This is a genomic window from Chryseobacterium vrystaatense, from assembly GCF_000737765.1.
Classification (GTDB): Bacteria; Bacteroidota; Bacteroidia; order Flavobacteriales; family Weeksellaceae; genus Chryseobacterium; species Chryseobacterium vrystaatense.
Genome location: NZ_JPRI01000003.1, coordinates 361,184 through 376,772 on the forward strand (window position 1 = coordinate 361,184; position 15,589 = coordinate 376,772).

The 15,589-nt window shown below is 37.9% G+C and carries 13 protein-coding genes; 12 read left to right on the forward strand and 1 reads right to left on the reverse strand.

Annotated features, from left to right (window positions below):
- Positions 1 to 82: 82 nt before the first annotated feature.
- The 5 genes from IW16_RS10900 to argH all read left to right on the forward strand — a co-directional run bounded on the left by IW16_RS10900 (position 83) and on the right by argH (position 5,915).
- The gene (locus IW16_RS10900; RefSeq protein ID WP_034743700.1) at positions 83 to 1,222 is read left to right on the forward strand and encodes an aspartate aminotransferase family protein; all 1,140 of its coding nucleotides are present in this window, start codon (positions 83 to 85) and stop codon (positions 1,220 to 1,222) included.
- A gap of 174 nt (positions 1,223 to 1,396) precedes the next feature.
- The gene (locus IW16_RS10905; protein ID WP_034743704.1) at positions 1,397 to 2,347 is read left to right on the forward strand and encodes an N-acetylornithine carbamoyltransferase; all 951 of its coding nucleotides are present in this window, start codon (positions 1,397 to 1,399) and stop codon (positions 2,345 to 2,347) included.
- Between the two features lie 45 nt (positions 2,348 to 2,392).
- Positions 2,393 to 3,187, forward strand: a complete 795-nt coding sequence (gene argB / locus IW16_RS10910) for an acetylglutamate kinase (protein ID WP_034743707.1) — start codon at positions 2,393 to 2,395, stop codon at positions 3,185 to 3,187.
- Entirely contained in the window at positions 3,162 to 4,247 is a 1,086-nt protein-coding gene (locus IW16_RS10915; RefSeq protein ID WP_034743710.1) for a M20 family metallo-hydrolase, read from the forward strand. Before argB ends, IW16_RS10915 begins: the two co-directional genes overlap by 26 nt.
- A gap of 363 nt (positions 4,248 to 4,610) precedes the next feature.
- Positions 4,611 to 5,915, forward strand: a complete 1,305-nt coding sequence (gene argH, locus IW16_RS10920; protein WP_034743714.1) for an argininosuccinate lyase — start codon at positions 4,611 to 4,613, stop codon at positions 5,913 to 5,915.
- 209 nt (positions 5,916 to 6,124) lie between these two features.
- On the opposite strand, the gene IW16_RS10925 is transcribed toward argH, so the two are convergent.
- Positions 6,125 to 6,586 carry an Lrp/AsnC family transcriptional regulator gene (locus tag IW16_RS10925; protein WP_034743717.1) on the reverse strand — a complete coding sequence of 154 codons (462 nt, stop codon included), beginning with the start codon at positions 6,584 to 6,586 and terminating at the stop codon, positions 6,125 to 6,127.
- A 241-nt stretch (positions 6,587 to 6,827) separates the two neighbouring features.
- On the opposite strand from IW16_RS10925, the gene IW16_RS10930 reads away from it, so the two are divergent.
- From IW16_RS10930 to IW16_RS10960, 7 genes are all read left to right on the forward strand, one after another.
- Positions 6,828 to 7,718 carry an aspartate carbamoyltransferase catalytic subunit gene (locus IW16_RS10930; protein ID WP_034743720.1) on the forward strand — a complete coding sequence of 297 codons (891 nt, stop codon included), beginning with the start codon at positions 6,828 to 6,830 and terminating at the stop codon, positions 7,716 to 7,718.
- A gap of 177 nt (positions 7,719 to 7,895) precedes the next feature.
- Complete coding sequence (locus IW16_RS10935; protein WP_034743723.1) at positions 7,896 to 8,969, forward strand: carbamoyl phosphate synthase small subunit; 1,074 nt, start codon at positions 7,896 to 7,898, stop codon at positions 8,967 to 8,969.
- A gap of 42 nt (positions 8,970 to 9,011) precedes the next feature.
- Complete coding sequence (locus IW16_RS10940; RefSeq protein WP_034743726.1) at positions 9,012 to 9,365, forward strand: four helix bundle protein; 354 nt, start codon at positions 9,012 to 9,014, stop codon at positions 9,363 to 9,365.
- Between the two features lie 59 nt (positions 9,366 to 9,424).
- Positions 9,425 to 12,607 carry a carbamoyl-phosphate synthase large subunit gene (carB, locus tag IW16_RS10945; protein WP_034743729.1) on the forward strand — a complete coding sequence of 1,061 codons (3,183 nt, stop codon included), beginning with the start codon at positions 9,425 to 9,427 and terminating at the stop codon, positions 12,605 to 12,607.
- 135 nt (positions 12,608 to 12,742) lie between these two features.
- Positions 12,743 to 13,513, forward strand: a complete 771-nt coding sequence (locus tag IW16_RS10950) for an isocitrate lyase/PEP mutase family protein (protein WP_034743732.1) — start codon at positions 12,743 to 12,745, stop codon at positions 13,511 to 13,513.
- 5 nt (positions 13,514 to 13,518) lie between these two features.
- The gene (locus IW16_RS27140; RefSeq protein WP_034743733.1) at positions 13,519 to 14,562 is read left to right on the forward strand and encodes a bifunctional transcriptional activator/DNA repair enzyme AdaA; all 1,044 of its coding nucleotides are present in this window, start codon (positions 13,519 to 13,521) and stop codon (positions 14,560 to 14,562) included.
- A 142-nt stretch (positions 14,563 to 14,704) separates the two neighbouring features.
- Positions 14,705 to 15,514: a class I SAM-dependent methyltransferase gene (locus IW16_RS10960; protein WP_034743736.1), complete on the forward strand. Its 810-nt coding sequence runs from the start codon at positions 14,705 to 14,707 to the stop codon at positions 15,512 to 15,514.
- The last annotated feature ends 75 nt before the right edge of the window (positions 15,515 to 15,589 follow it).

Here is a 15,589-nt window from a genome sequence, read left to right on the forward strand (position 1 = left end):
AATGGTCAATAAGTAAGTCTCCGGGCCTTGAACTTTTGTTCTTTTGTTTCAGGACAAAAGAAATTAATTAAAAACAAAAAAAATGAATTTATTCAACGTATATCCATTATTCAACATAAACCCGGTAAAAGCTCAGGGATCATTTCTTTGGGATGATAAAGGCGAAAAATACCTTGATTTCTATGGCGGTCATGCAGTGATTTCTATCGGACACAATCATCCTCATTATCAAAACAAATTAAAAGACCAGCTGGAGAAAATTTCTTTTTATTCCAACTCGGTTCAGAATGAATTGCAGACCGAGCTGGCTGATAAATTAGGCAAGCTTTCCGGCTATGAAGATTACCATCTTTTTCTGTGTAATTCAGGAGCCGAAGCTAATGAAAATGCATTGAAGCTGGCGTCTTTTCATAACGGAAAAAGTAAAGTACTTTATTTCTCAGGAGCTTTCCATGGAAGAACTTCTGCAGCAGTGTCTGTGACAGATAATCCAAAGATTGTAGCTCCCGTCAATTTCTCTGAAAGATTCATCAAATCTGAATGGAATGATATCAAGCAGCTTGAAGATATTTTTGAAACTCAGGGAAATGAAATTTCATCTGTTATCATTGAAGGCATTCAGGGGGTAGGCGGAATTATGATTCCAACAGCGGAATTTTTATCCAAAATTAAGGAGCTGTGCGGGAAATATAATGCATCCCTGATCCTGGATGAAGTACAGTCCGGATACGGAAGAAGCGGATATTTCTTTGCTCATCAGGAATTTGAAATTCAACCTGATATGATTACAGTTGCAAAAGGAATGGGAAATGGTTTCCCGATTGGCGGAGTTTTGATTCATCCTAAATTTGAGGCAAGCAACGGTTTGCTGGGTACAACTTTCGGAGGAAATCATTTGGCCTGTGCTGCGGCAATTGCGGTTCTGGATGTGATGAAAGATGAAAATCTTATCGAAAATACTCAGCAAATGGGTGATTATATTGAAAACGAAATTAAAGATTTCCCACATATTAAATCGATCCGAAGGAAAGGGCTAATGATTGGAGTAGAGCTGGATCAGGACTGTTCGGAAGTGAGGAAAAGTCTCTTGTATGATCATCATATTTTTACAGGAAACTCCAACGATAAAAATGTCCTGAGGATCCTTCCGGCTCTCAATATCGGCAAACAAGAAACAGATCTTTTTGTCGGTGCCTTAAAAGTAGTTTTAGATAAAATTTAAACCGCAAAAGATATCAACACCTGAGTTTTTTGAAAACCTTTGATTTTCATCTTATGCGAACTTCACTATACATAATCATTTTACACTCATTTATGTATTCTAAAGTGTTTAAATAAAAAAACTTTTGTGCCTTTTGTGGTTGGGATTATCACATTTAATTTTAAAAATCATCAAATGAAAAAATTCACCTCTGTAAGTGATGTAGAAAACTTACAGGAAATCATAAAAAAAGCTTTACAAATAAAAGAAAATCCTCATTCCGAAACAGAAAAAGGAAAGGGTAAAAGCATAGGTCTTGTATTTTTAAATTCAAGTTTAAGAACCCGTCTAAGCAGCCAGATCGCCGCACAGAATTTAGGATTAAATGTACTGACATTAAATGCCGCACAGGAAGCCTGGAATCTTGAATTTGCAGACGGAGCGGTAATGAACGGCGATACAGTGGAACATATTAAAGACGCGATTGAAGTACTGAATCAATACTGTGATATCATTGCGGTTCGTTGTTTTGCAGGGATGAAGTCAAAGGAAGATGACGTTAATGAAAGCATCTTAAGTCAGTTTGAGCAGCATGCAAAAGTGCCTGTAGTTTCTTTGGAATCTGCAACCCGTCACCCACTGCAAAGCCTTGCAGACTGTATAACCATTACAGAGAACTGGAAAGAAAAGCGCAAGCCAAAAGTGGTTCTTACGTGGGCTCCGCACATCAAGCCAATTGCTCAGGCTGTTGGAAATTCTTTTGCGGAGTGGATGCAGAAAATGGATGTTGATTTTGTAATTGCGAATCCTGAGGGCTATGATCTGGATAAAAATTTCACAAAAGATATACAGGTAATTCATAATCAGGATGAAGCATTAAAAGATGCGGATTTTATCTATGTGAAAAACTGGTCGTCTTTCGATGATTATGCAGCAATGCCGGAAGTGAAAGAAAACTGGATGCTGACCGGAGAAAAGCTGGAAAATACAAACAGCGCAAAAGTAATGCACTGTCTTCCTGTACGTCGGAATGTAGAATTAAGTGATGAGGTTATGGACGGAGAAAACTCCATCATCTATCAACAGGCTAAAAACAGAATTTTCTCTGCTCAGGCAGTTTTTTCAGAAATTTTAGATCAACTGTAATTCTGTCAAGGGTTGCGGACATCGGGAATCTCAAAAAAGCTTAGAATGAAAGAAAAATTATACATCATAAAAATCGGAGGTAACCTAATTGATGATGAAAAATTATTAAACGAATTTTTAGAACAGTTTTCTGAAATTAAAGAAAGGAAAATTTTGGTTCACGGAGGTGGAAAATTAGCAACTACTTTGGCGGATAAATTAGGCGTTGAACAAAAAATGATCAACGGCCGGAGAATCACGGATAAAGATACACTGGATATTGTGGCAATGGTTTATGCGGGAGGTATTAATAAAAATATCGTGGCAAAACTTCAGCAGAAAAAGTGTCAGGCAATAGGTTTTTCCGGAGCTGATGCAAATTTAATTAAAGCCAAAAAAAGAGAACATGCAGAGATAGATTTCGGATTTGTAGGTGATATTGAGAAAAAAAGCGTGAACAGAAAATTGATTTCAAAATTGATTAAACTTAAGCTGGTACCTGTCTTTTCAGCGATTACCCATGACAAAAAAGGAAATCTTTTTAATACTAATGCAGATACAATTGCTTCGGTAGTTGCACAGGCTTTGTCTTCAAAATATGATGTAGAATTGTTGTTTTGTTTTGATAAAGAAGGGGTTTTGGAGAATGTGGAAGATCCGGGATCGGTTTTAAAGACCGTATCTCAAAAAGAATTTTCTCTATTAAAAGAAGCAGGAAAACTACATAAAGGGATTTTACCCAAACTTGAAAATGCTCTTGGAGCTGTAAAAAATAAAGTAAACAAGGTATTCTTAATTAAGGAAACCGAATTAAAAAACCATATAGAAAATCATCATGCAGGAACTGAAATCTGTTTATAGTAAAGAAGAGCTACTGACTCAAGCGGTGGAATTGCTTAAGAAACTGATTGCAATTCCTTCATTCAGCAAAGATGAATACAATACGTCCGTAGAAATTGAACACTTTTTTAAGAAACACCAAATTCCTACAAAACGTTTTAAAAATAACATCTGGGCGGTCAATAAAAACTTTGATGTATTTAAACCGTCTATTTTATTGAATACGCATCACGATACGGTAAAACCCAACAAAGCCTACACGCTGGATCCATTTCTTCCGGTAGAACAGGAAGGGAAACTTTACGGATTGGGGAGTAACGATGCAGGAGCCTCTCTGGTTTCTATGGCTCAGGTTTTTTTACATTTTTATGAGAAAGAAGATTTAAAATATAATTTAGTTATTGCTTTGACAGCTGAGGAGGAGATTTCAGGATTTGATGGAATTGAGGCCTTATTTCCACAACTTCCGAATATAGAATTCGCCATTGTAGGAGAACCCACGCAGATGAATCTGGCGATAGCGGAGAAAGGACTTTTGGTTATTGACGGGGAAATGAAAGGGACTCCTTCTCATGCTGCTCATCCTAACGATGATAACTCCATTGTAAAATGTATGGAAGATCTTCAGAATATTCTCCATTTTAGATTTCCGAAGGTTTCCGATTACTTAGGAGAAGTTAAAGTTACCCTTTCAGGCATTCATGCGGGTGTTCAGCATAATGTAGTTCCCGAAGCCTGTACTTTTACTTTGGATGTAAGGGTTACCGATGAGTATTCCAATAAGGAAGCATTTGAAATCATTCAGTCGCACATGAAATCTTCATTAACTGCCAGGTCTTTCAGGCTTAACTCCTCTAAAATTGAAATGGATCACCCATTTGTGCAGGCCGGTCTGGAGATAGGAAGGACAACATACGGTTCACCAACGTCGTCCGATCAGGCAATTATTCCATGTACGTCGGTGAAAATAGGTCCCGGCGACAGCAGGCGCTCCCATACTGCAGATGAATACATCTGTATTAAAGAGATTGAAGAGGGAATTGACATCTATATAAGGATTTTAGAAAAAGTGTTGCAATGAGGGATTAGATGATAGAAATTAGAAATTAGAAGTTAGAAGTGGGAAGATGTTGTACGCGCTGGAATTAGCATTCAGTTTCTAATATTTAACCTCTCCTCTAAAAATAATGTTTTAACCAGGCTCAGCAGGCAGATCAAAGTTCAGTTTTTAATAAGGATTTATGCAAAAAGAAAAATTAAAGACGAAAACTTTTCAGTGCGGAGATGTTTTTTTATAGTTAAAGATGCTCTGCTGAGCAGGTTGAAACGAATTGAAAATTGTAAAGGATAATATTAGATAATCACTGTAGATTAAATATTCTGTTACATAAAAACAAATGAAGGGTGTGATTGCATCGGCCCCTGAAAAAATAAATAATTAGATATGAAAAAGATATGGCAAAAGGATGACCTGGCCACCAATATATTAGTCAACAAATTTACTGTCGGGAAAGATCTTGACTTTGATGAACGTTTAGCAAAATACGATGTTAAAGGTTCCATGGCGCACTGTCAGATGTTGGCAGAAACCGGAATTGTCTCCGGTGAAGAATCAAAACAGATGCTTTCTGTTTTGGCAGATATTTTAAAAGATATCGAAAACGGAAGCTTTGAGATCGATAAAGAAGCGGAAGATATCCATTCTCAGATTGAAGCGATACTCATTGAAAAATTAGGCGATACCGGAAAAAAAATACATACTGCAAGATCCCGGAATGATCAGGTTTTATTGGATATAAAACTCTATCTGCTTGATGAAATCCGTGAGATTACAGCTTTAACCGATGAGTTTTTTCAGAATTTAATCACGCTTGCTGATCAACATAAAAACATACTGCTTCCAGGTTATACCCACCTTCAGATAGCGATGCCGTCTTCGTTTGGGTTGTGGTTTGGAGCTTATGCCGAAGCATTGCTGGATGATGTTGAACTGTTGTTTTCGGTAAAGAATATGATCAATAAAAATCCGCTTGGTTCTGCAGCAGGATATGGTTCTTCTTTCCCGATTGACCGTGAAAGTACAACCTATCACCTGGGTTTTCAGTCCATGAATTACAATTCTGTATATGCACAGATGACACGTGGGAAATCTGAAAAAATGTTGTCCATGGCTATGGCTACTTTGGCGGGAACGCTTGGGAAGTTTGCGTATGATGTCTGCTTATATTTAAGCCAGAACTTTGATTTTATCAGTTTTCCTAAAGAATTTACCACCGGAAGCAGCATTATGCCGCATAAAAAGAATCCGGATATTTTCGAACTGGTTCGTGCGCGATGCAATAGAATTCAGTCATTACCGAATGAGCTTATTTTACTGACCAATAATTTACCGTCAGGCTACCACAGAGATGTCCAGCTGACCAAGGAAATTCTTTTCCCGGCAATTGATTCCCTGAAAGAATGTCTGGAGATTTTAAGTTATACCCTTCCGAATATTCAGGTAAAAGACGGCATTTTGGAAGATGAAAAATATAAATACTTATTCAGTGTAGAGAAGATCAATCAAGAAGTAAAACAGGGAAGCTCATTCCGTGATGCTTATGTAAAAGTAGGGCAGGCGATCGAGAATAATGAATTTGAGTTTGAAGTGGGAAATCTTGACCATACCCATCAGGGGAGTATAGGAAATCTTTGCCTGGACAAAATAGAATACCAGTTCAACAAGCTTAAGAATAAATTATTGGGTTAGCGTGTAAACCATTAAGAATATAAAAACTTTAGCGGGAGTTAAGAAAAATCAAAACAGATGGTAAGCCTGTAATCTTACATTTGCCTTGAGATCTCTATTTTTATCGTAACTTCTGAATCTAAGGCTTCTTAATGGTTTGCTTTACCCAAACGGATGAGTCATCAATGGGATTAAAAAATAATATTTTAATAGATTGAAACTAAAGGATATTATTCCAGATCAATTTTAAATTTTGTGGATTTTTTTACTTCGTGAAGTACGATAGAACTGTGGTACTGGCCAATATTAGGTATATTTGAAATGACATTGACGGCGAAATCATTATAAGAGTTAATATCTTTTGCAATGATCTTAAGCATATAGTCATATTCGCCGGAAAGACTGATGATTTCCTGAACTTCATCATGTTTCATAATGTTTTTCTCAAAGGTTTCCAGTACTTTCTGAGACTGTTCCTTAAGACGGACATTGCAGTAGACTACAATATTCAGACCCAGTTTTTCACGGTTTAAAAGACCTACATATTTCTCAATGATTCCATGTTTCTCCAGCTGCTTGATTCGTTCATAAGTAGGAGTAAAGGTAAGACCTATTCTCTCTGCAATTTCTTTCACCGATAGCGTAGAGTCCTCCTGAATAATGCTGAGAATCATTTTGTCCTTTAAATCCATATAGTAGCTTTGAGTTTTAACAAAAATATCAATTAAAAATGAAAATAAGGAAAGATTACAGGTTTTAATTTTTTTGGAACTTTGGTTTTGTAGATTCGTAAAATTTTTATATCTTTGCACCTAATGAATAAAAAAGTGTTTATATCATTAGATTTACCGGGCGAAAGCGCCCTTTACGATATTTATTGTTATTAAGCGAAGATCCTGTCTTCGCTTTTTTTATGCACAAAAATTAAGAATTATGTTTACGATCACAGAACTAAGTACCGAGAGAATCAACAGTATACTGACCGAAGCACTGGCTTTTGCCAACGGGAAAACTGCAAAAATTGAAGGAGAAATTTTCTGCTCAAATCTTTTTTTTGAAGACAGCACAAGAACAAAGACGAGCTTTGATATGGCAGAAAGAAAACTGGGCCTGCAGGTAGTGCCTTTTGATGCTTCGCACAGTTCTGTAAACAAAGGGGAGAGTCTTTATGACACTGTAAAAACAATTGAGAGCATTGGCGTGAATCTGGTGGTTATCAGAGATAAAAAAGACCGGTATTTTGAAGATTTAACCAACATCAGAATTCCGGTGATCAACGGAGGAGACGGAACAGGAAATCACCCATCTCAATGCATGCTGGATCTGATGACAATCTATCAGGAATTCGGAAAATTCGAAGGATTGAAAATAGGAATTGTAGGAGATGTAAAACACAGCCGTGTAGCCAATTCAAATGCTGAAGCATTAAGAAGATTAGGGGCTAAAGTGTATTTCTCGGGACCGGAGCATTGGTTTGACGAAGGAGCTTTGATTAACGGAACGTACTTGCCTGTGGATCAGCTGATATCTGAAGTAGATGTTCTGATGCTGTTAAGAATCCAGCACGAAAGACACGATGCTCAAATGAGCTTCTCTGCTTTCGAATACCACAGAAAATATGGTCTGACGAAAGAAAGAGAGAAAGTAATGAAAAAAGGCGCCATTATCATGCATCCTGCGCCGATCAACAGAGGGGTCGAAATTGATACCGACCTTGTAGAATGTGAACGTTCAAGAGTGTTCAAACAAATGCAGAACGGAGTCTTCGCAAGAATGGCCATTCTGAAAGAAGCACTGGAAAAAGAAGGCTATACTTTTAAATAAGTAAACGAGTTTTGAGATCCGGGTTCAGGGTCTCGGACAGACAAAAATTCCCCTCCTCTGGAGGGATGTCGGAAAAATAGAATATTTTTTTGACGGGGTAGTTAAAAAGAAAAAAAATAATACAGAACGAGGAAGTCTAACTTCTAACTTCTTAAATCTAATATCTAATTTTTAAAAATGAAGAAAAAATTAATACTGGAGTCCGGTGAAGTGTTTCATGGAGAAGGTTTCGGAGCAGAATTGGAAACTGCCGGAGAAGTAGTTTTCAATACCGGAATGACAGGATATCAGGAGTTGATCTCCGATCCGTCATACTGCGGTCAGATTGTTTGCATGACCTATCCGCTTATCGGAAATTATGGTATTAACCGTGATGATTATGAAAGTATCGAGCCGGCAATCAAAGGACTTATCGTAAAAGAACTTTGCGATCTTCCTTCCAATTTCCGTACTCAGATGACTTTAGAAGAATTATTTAAAAAGAAAAACCTTTCGGGGATTTCAGGAATCGATACCAGAAGACTGACGAGAATTCTACGTAATTACGGAGTGGTAAAAGGTAAGATTGTGAATGCTGACACAGATGAAAATGAAGTAGTTGAAGAATTGAAATCTACAACTTTCCCAACCAATCAGGTGGAAATGGTTTCAACAAAAACTTCTTATGCCAATCCGGGAAGAGGGTTCAAAGTTGTGTTGGTTGATTTTGGTTCCAAATTAGGAATTATCAGAGAATTATCTCAGAGAAACTGTGATATCACTGTAGTTTCGCAGGATACAACAGCAGAAGAAATCTTACTGATGGATCCGGACGGAATTATGCTTTCAAACGGTCCTGGTGACCCGGAAGACAATCCTCAGGCATTAGAAATGATCCGTGGATTATTAGGAAAAGTTCCCATTTTCGGAATCTGCCTGGGACACCAATTAATTGGTCTGGCTTGTGGAGCAAAAACGTTCAAGTTAAAATTCGGTCACAGAGGAGGAAACCATCCTGTACTGGATCTTGAAAAAAACAAAGTGTCTATTACTTCTCAGAACCACGGATACGCAGTAGATCAGGAAAGCCTTAAAGGAACAGATCTTATTGAAACTCATATTGCATTAAATGACAGAACCAATGAAGGTCTGAAACACAAGATCCACCCTTGCTTCTCTGTCCAGTATCACCCGGAAGCAAGTCCTGGTCCTGAAGATGCAAATTATTTGTTTGATGAGTTCATTGATTTAATGGAGGAATTTAAGAAGTAAGAAAGACTTCAGATAGTAGACATCAGATAACAGACTTTTATCATGCACAATTTTGAAAAGTTACTTTTCTGGCAGAAATCAATAGAACTTGCGAAAGAGGTCTATATAGTTTGTGCAGAATTACCAAAAGATGAGAAGTTTGGTTTGATCTCTCAAATTAAAAGATCTGCAGTTTCCATCCCTTCAAATATAGCTGAAGGAGCAGGAAGAAATAATGACAGTGAATTTTATCACTTTCTGGGTATCGCCAATGCGTCTTCCTTTGAATTGCAGACACAGTTAATTTTAACAAGAGAGTTGAACTTGCTGAGTGCTCAAAAAGTTAACAGCCTGATATCAAATATAAATGAAATCCAAAGAATGATTTATACATTCAAATCTAATTTAAAAAAGTAAAACACAACACTGGAAGTCTGAGATCTGAAATCTGACATCTGGTATCTAAAAAAATAGAAATGGCAAAACGTACAGATATAAAAACAATTTTAGTAATCGGTTCAGGACCTATCATCATTGGTCAGGCAGCTGAATTTGATTACGCAGGAACGCAGGCGTGTCTGTCTTTGAGAGAAGAAGGCTACAAGGTGATTTTGATCAACTCAAACCCTGCAACGATTATGACGGATGTTGAAATTGCTGATAAAGTTTACATCGAGCCGATTTCACTTCAGTTTGTAAGTCACATCATCAGAAAAGAGCGCCCGGATGCACTTTTACCTACTCTTGGTGGACAGACAGGATTGAACATGGCGGTGGAACTGGAAAAATCAGGAATTCTTGAAGAATGTAAAGTTGAAGTTCTTGGAACGACACTTTCTGCGATCAACAGAGCGGAAGACAGAGATCTTTTCCGTGAATTGATGAGAGAATTAAACGAGCCGGTTCCTGAGTCAGATATCGTGACTACAGTAGAAGGAGCGATCCGTTTTGCTGAAGAAATCGGATATCCTGTGATTGTTCGTCCTGCCTTTACGATGGGAGGAACAGGAGGAGGTATTGCCTCTACGGAAGCTGAACTGAAAGAGATTGCAGAATTAGGATTAAAATACAGTCCGGTGACGCAATGTCTTATCGAGAGATCCATTGCAGGTTTCAAAGAAATTGAATATGAAGTAATGCGTGATGCAAACGACAATGCTATTGTAGTTTGTAACATGGAAAATATAGATCCGGTAGGAGTACATACAGGAGACTCTATCGTAGTGGCACCTTCTCAGACACTTTCAGACAGAGAGTATCAGTTACTGAGAAATGCTTCCTTAAAGATCATCAGAGCCTTAGGAATTGAAGGGGGATGTAACGTACAGCTGGCACTTGACCCGCATTCATTCAACTACTATATCATCGAGGTAAACCCTAGGGTTTCCCGTTCATCAGCATTGGCCAGTAAAGCGACAGGATATCCGATTGCTAAAATTGCTGCTAAAATTGCTGTAGGATTAACACTGGACGAAATTATGAACCCGGTGACAGGTAAAACATACGCATGTTTTGAACCTGCTCTTGACTATGTGGTAACGAAATTCCCAAGATTCCCGTTCGATAAATTCGAAACTGCGGACAGAAGATTGTCTACCCAGATGAAAGCGACAGGAGAGGTAATGGCTATCGGAAGAAATTTCGAGGAATCATTACAGAAAGCGGTTCGTTCTTTAGAAACTGGATTAAGACATTTAGGATTAAAAACAAAACAGGCTGCAGCGCTAACAGATGAAGATATTGAAAGAAGGATCAGAGTTTGTGACGACGAAAGACTGTTTATCATCTGCGATGCTTTAAGAAGAGGGTACGACTGGGAACAAATTGTAGAATGGAGTAAAATTGATAAATTCTTCATCTGGAAATTAAAGAAGCTTGTTGATTTTGAAAAAGTAATTGCAGCAAATAAATTCGACAAAGAAATTTTAATTCAGTCTAAAAAATTAGGGTTCTCAGATCAGAATATCGCTCATTTATGGGAATCTAAGCAAAGAGAAGTTTACAATTTCAGAAAAGAACACGGAATAGTCCCTGTTTACAAAATGGTGGATACCTGCGCAGCAGAATTTGAAAGTGAAACTCCATATTTCTACGGAACATACGAAGAAGAAAATGAAAGCGTAGTTTCGGATAAACAAAAAGTAATTGTTTTAGGTTCAGGGCCAATCAGAATCGGACAGGGAGTTGAGTTTGATTATGCAACAGTGCACTCGGTTTGGGCCATCAAAGAAATGGGTTACGAAGCGATTATCATCAACAACAACCCTGAAACAGTTTCTACAGACTTCTCAATTTCAGATAAATTATATTTCGAGCCTCTTACGGAAGAAGATGTGATGAGTATCATCGATCTTGAAAAACCAATGGGAGTTGTTGTGCAGTTCGGAGGTCAGACAGCGATCAATTTAGCTGATAAACTGGCTGCTTATGGAGTGAAAATTCTTGGAACTTCACTGGAAGATCTTGACAGAGCTGAAAACAGAGACAAGTTTGAAAAAGCCCTTCAGGAAATGGGAATTCCTCAGCCTCTGGGTAAAACATCAACTTCAAAAGAAGAAGCGATAAAAATTGCCAATGAAATCGGATATCCGGTTTTGGTTCGTCCAAGTTATGTTTTGGGAGGTAGAGCAATGGAAATTGTCTATGAGGAAAAGGAATTGGCTCATTATATGGAATTTGCGGTAGAAGCAAGCCCTGACCAACCCGTATTAATTGACCGTTATATTACCGGTAGAGAAGTTGAAGTAGATGCTATCTGCGACGGTGAAACAGTTATCATTCCCGGAATCATGGAACATATCGAAAGAGCAGGAGTTCACTCCGGAGATTCCATTGCAGTGTACCCGCCTCAAAATGTTTCACAGGAGGAAATAGATATCCTGGTAGATTATACAGAGAGACTTGCCAAAGGATTGAATGTAATCGGATTAATGAACATCCAGTACGTTCTTTTCGAAGGAAATGTATATGTGATCGAAGTGAATCCAAGGTCTTCGAGAACAGTTCCTTTCTTATCTAAAATCACTGAAGTTCCGATGGCGAATTTAGCGACAAAAGCTATCTTGGGTCAGAAACTGAAAGATTTAGGGTACAAAAACGGATTAGTTCCGAATAAAGAAGGAGTCTTTGTAAAAGTTCCTGTGTTCTCTTTCTCAAAACTAACGAAGGTAGATATCTCTTTAGGACCTGAAATGAAGTCTACAGGAGAAGTAATGGGGAAAGACACGACTTTGGAAAAAGCACTTTATAAAGGATTAATTGCAGCAGGAAGAAAAGTTCCGATGCACGGATCGATTTTGTTTACGGTAGCTGATAAGCATAAGCAGGAAGCAGCAGATCTGGCAGAAAGATTCCATGAAGTTGGTTTCAGAATCTGGGCTACAGAAGGAACGGCTAAATTCTTTGAAGAAAAAGGCATTCCATGTAAGATTGGATATAAAATCGGAGAAGATGATGTCAACCTGATCGACCTGATCCAGAAAGGAAAAGTACAGTATGTAGTGAATACCATGACCAAAGGTAAACAGGTTGAAAGAGACGGATTCCAGATCAGAAGAATGAGTGTGGAGAACGGCGTACCTTGTTTAACATCCATGGACACAGTAGAAGCTATTCTGAAAGTAATTGAAAGCATGAGTTTCAAGATGGAGACGATGTAATGATCGGAAACCAGATGATATATTTCAAACCCCGCGAGTTTTCTTGCGGGGTTTTTTCATAAAGACATAAAAAATACTTGTCCGTTTTTCGGTTGTATAAAAACAGCATCTGTATTACTTTTATAAAAAATTAAAATGACAGCAATTCAGAGATTCAGAGAACTGCATCAGCAGGATGAACCGTTATTAATAGGAAATGTTTGGAATGTGCAAAGCGCCAGGGCATATGAAAAACTGGGCTATCAGGCAGTAGCAACTTCAAGTTCTGCTGTAGCATTTAGTCTGGGATACGAGGACGGCGAAAACATGAGCTTTGATGAGTATATGTATATCGTCGAAAGAATTTTGAAATCCATCACAATTCCTCTGTCTGTAGATCTGGAAGGAGGTTATGGGAAAACTGTGGAAGAGATTGTTTCAAACATCTCCAGACTTGTAGAGGCAGGTGTCGTGGGAATCAATATTGAAGACAGTGTTATCATTGATGGCACCAGAAAACTATTGGGTACACAGGATTTCTATGAAAAATTAAATGCAGTTATTCTCAAACTTAAAGAGCGGGATATTGATATTTTTATCAATGTCAGAATAGATCCGTTTCTTTTGGGAGTAGACCATGTCATAGAAGAAACGATCAATCGGATGAAAATCATTGAGGAAGTAGGGGCGGATGGAATTTTTGTTCCATGCATTACCGAAGTGCGTGATATTGAAAATGTTATTGAAACTTCAAATCTTCCGTTCAGCGTCATGTGTATGCCCGGACTTCCGGATTTTAAAACCCTTAAAAGCTTGGGCGTTAAAAGAATTTCGTCAGGAAATTTCTTAAATGGTTATATTTATGGGCAATTGGAAACTGCATTAAAAGCCATCGGAGAGGCCGGAAGCTTTTCTCCTGTTTTTTAGAGATAATGAAACTTACAGAAGAAAGAATGTATCAGGCATCTTTAGAAAAAGATTCCTCATTTGAAGGCATTTATTGGATGGCTGTAAAAACGACGGGTATATTCTGCCGTCCAACCTGTACAGCCAGAAAGCCAAAAAGAGAAAATGTCGAGTTTTTTATCAATACAGAAAAAGCGATAGAAAATGGTTACAGACCCTGTAAAATATGCCGACCCCTTGAAAAACTGAATGAGACACCGGCCTATATTCAGGGGCTATTGGATGAGCTTCAGCAAAATGAATCATTAAAGATCAAAGATGCAGACCTTCTGAAAAGAAATATAGAACCGGTAACCATCAGGCGCTGGTTCCTGAAAAACCATGGAATGACCTTTCAGGCTTTTCAAAGAGAATTCAGAATGAATAAAGCATTCAAAAAAATAAAAAACGGTGAAAGTATCATGGAGGTAGCCCTGGAATCAGGCTATGAAAGTTTAAGCGGCTTTAATGAACGCTTCAAAGAAGTGATAGGTGCTACACCTAAAAACACGGGAAACCGGAAAATTATTGATCTGAAAAGGCTTGAGACACCATTGGGGCCAATGTTCGCCTGCGCTTGTGAAGAGGGAATCTGTCTGCTGGAATTTACGGACCGGAAAAATATAGACCGGCAGTTTGCCCATTTGTCAAAAGTGATGAAGGCAGAAATCGTTCAGGGTGAAAATAAACATTTCGAACAGCTGGAAAACGAACTCAGAGAGTATTTTGAGGGAAACAGGAAAACGTTTGGTGTAACGGTTTATACCACCGGAACGGATTTTCAGAAAAAAGTATGGCAGCTTTTAACAGAAATACCAACAGGAGAAACCCGCACCTATAAGCAGCAGTCTGAATTTCTGGGCAATCCTAAAGCGGTACGTGCTGTAGGAACAGCTAATGGAATTAACAAAATTGCAATCATTATTCCCTGTCACAGAGTTATAGGTTCCAATGGCGAACTGGTAGGCTATGCCGGAGGAATATGGAGAAAACAAAAACTGCTTGAGTTGGAAGGGGCTATTCTGTTTTAGAGTACAGCCACTTTGTTATTTTTCATGGAAATTAAATTTTTGCAGATTGATTGGAATTTGTATACTTTAGAAAATTGATAAATGTAATAGCAGTTTGCATCAGACAGCGTGCTGGCTGTTATTTTAAAACTAAACATGAAAAATGAATAAGGAGAATAATTACCTGGAAATTAACCGGCAATCCTGGAACAACAGAACCGATACCCACTTGAAATCAGAATTTTATGATCTTGATAATTTTATAAAAGGAAAGAATTCGTTGAATAGTATTGAACTCGATTTACTTGGGGATATCAAAGGAAAATCGATTTTGCATCTGCAGTGTCATTTCGGGCAGGATACTATTTCTTTGAGCAGACTTGGAGCAGAAGTTACAGGAGTAGATTTATCCGACAAAGCCATTGAAAGTGCCAGACAGATTGCGAAAGATCTAAAGGCAAATACTAATTTTATCTGTTGTGATATTTACGATTTACCCAACCACTTAGATCAGCAGTTTGATATTGTTTTTACAAGCTATGGAACGATAGGCTGGTTACCCGATCTTGATAAATGGGCAAAAGTGGTATCCAAATTTTTAAAACCAAACGGACAGTTTGTGTTTGTTGAATTCCATCCGGTAGTCTGGATGTTTGATGATAATTTTGAAAAAATTGGGTACAGATACTTTAATTCAGGAGCGATTATAGAGACAGAAAATGGAACTTATGCCAATAAAAAAGCAGACATAAGTCAGGAATATATCATGTGGAACCACAGTTTAAGCGAGGTAGTTAATAGTCTTATTAAAAACGGACTGGAAATAAATACCCTTGAAGAATTTGATTATTCACCTTACAACTGCTTCAGCCGGACCATTGAATTTCAAACCGGAAAGTACAGAATAGAACATTTAGACGACAAAATCCCAATGGTCTATTCGATCGTTGCAACAAAGAAAGACAATAAATAAAAGGAAGATTGGTGTCGTGGTCAGTTTGATCACTACACACCACATACTCCCATTCAGTGCGTTTTATGGGAAGTC

What these genes read in the sequence shown, in the direction of transcription:
- IW16_RS10900 (WP_034743700.1), top strand. Translation starts at nt 83, where the DNA reads ATGAATTTATTCAACGTATATCCATTATTCAACATAAACCCGGTAAAA.
- IW16_RS10905 (WP_034743704.1), top strand. Translation starts at nt 1,397, where the DNA reads ATGAAAAAATTCACCTCTGTAAGTGATGTAGAAAACTTACAGGAAATC.
- argB (WP_034743707.1), top strand. Translation starts at nt 2,393, where the DNA reads ATGAAAGAAAAATTATACATCATAAAAATCGGAGGTAACCTAATTGAT.
- IW16_RS10915 (WP_034743710.1), top strand. Translation starts at nt 3,162, where the DNA reads ATGCAGGAACTGAAATCTGTTTATAGTAAAGAAGAGCTACTGACTCAA.
- argH (WP_034743714.1), top strand. Translation starts at nt 4,611, where the DNA reads ATGAAAAAGATATGGCAAAAGGATGACCTGGCCACCAATATATTAGTC.
- IW16_RS10925 (WP_034743717.1), bottom strand. Translation starts at nt 6,586, where the DNA reads ATGGATTTAAAGGACAAAATGATTCTCAGCATTATTCAGGAGGACTCT.
- IW16_RS10930 (WP_034743720.1), top strand. Translation starts at nt 6,828, where the DNA reads ATGTTTACGATCACAGAACTAAGTACCGAGAGAATCAACAGTATACTG.
- IW16_RS10935 (WP_034743723.1), top strand. Translation starts at nt 7,896, where the DNA reads ATGAAGAAAAAATTAATACTGGAGTCCGGTGAAGTGTTTCATGGAGAA.
- IW16_RS10940 (WP_034743726.1), top strand. Translation starts at nt 9,012, where the DNA reads ATGCACAATTTTGAAAAGTTACTTTTCTGGCAGAAATCAATAGAACTT.
- carB (WP_034743729.1), top strand. Translation starts at nt 9,425, where the DNA reads ATGGCAAAACGTACAGATATAAAAACAATTTTAGTAATCGGTTCAGGA.
- IW16_RS10950 (WP_034743732.1), top strand. Translation starts at nt 12,743, where the DNA reads ATGACAGCAATTCAGAGATTCAGAGAACTGCATCAGCAGGATGAACCG.
- IW16_RS27140 (WP_034743733.1), top strand. Translation starts at nt 13,519, where the DNA reads ATGAAACTTACAGAAGAAAGAATGTATCAGGCATCTTTAGAAAAAGAT.
- IW16_RS10960 (WP_034743736.1), top strand. Translation starts at nt 14,705, where the DNA reads ATGAATAAGGAGAATAATTACCTGGAAATTAACCGGCAATCCTGGAAC.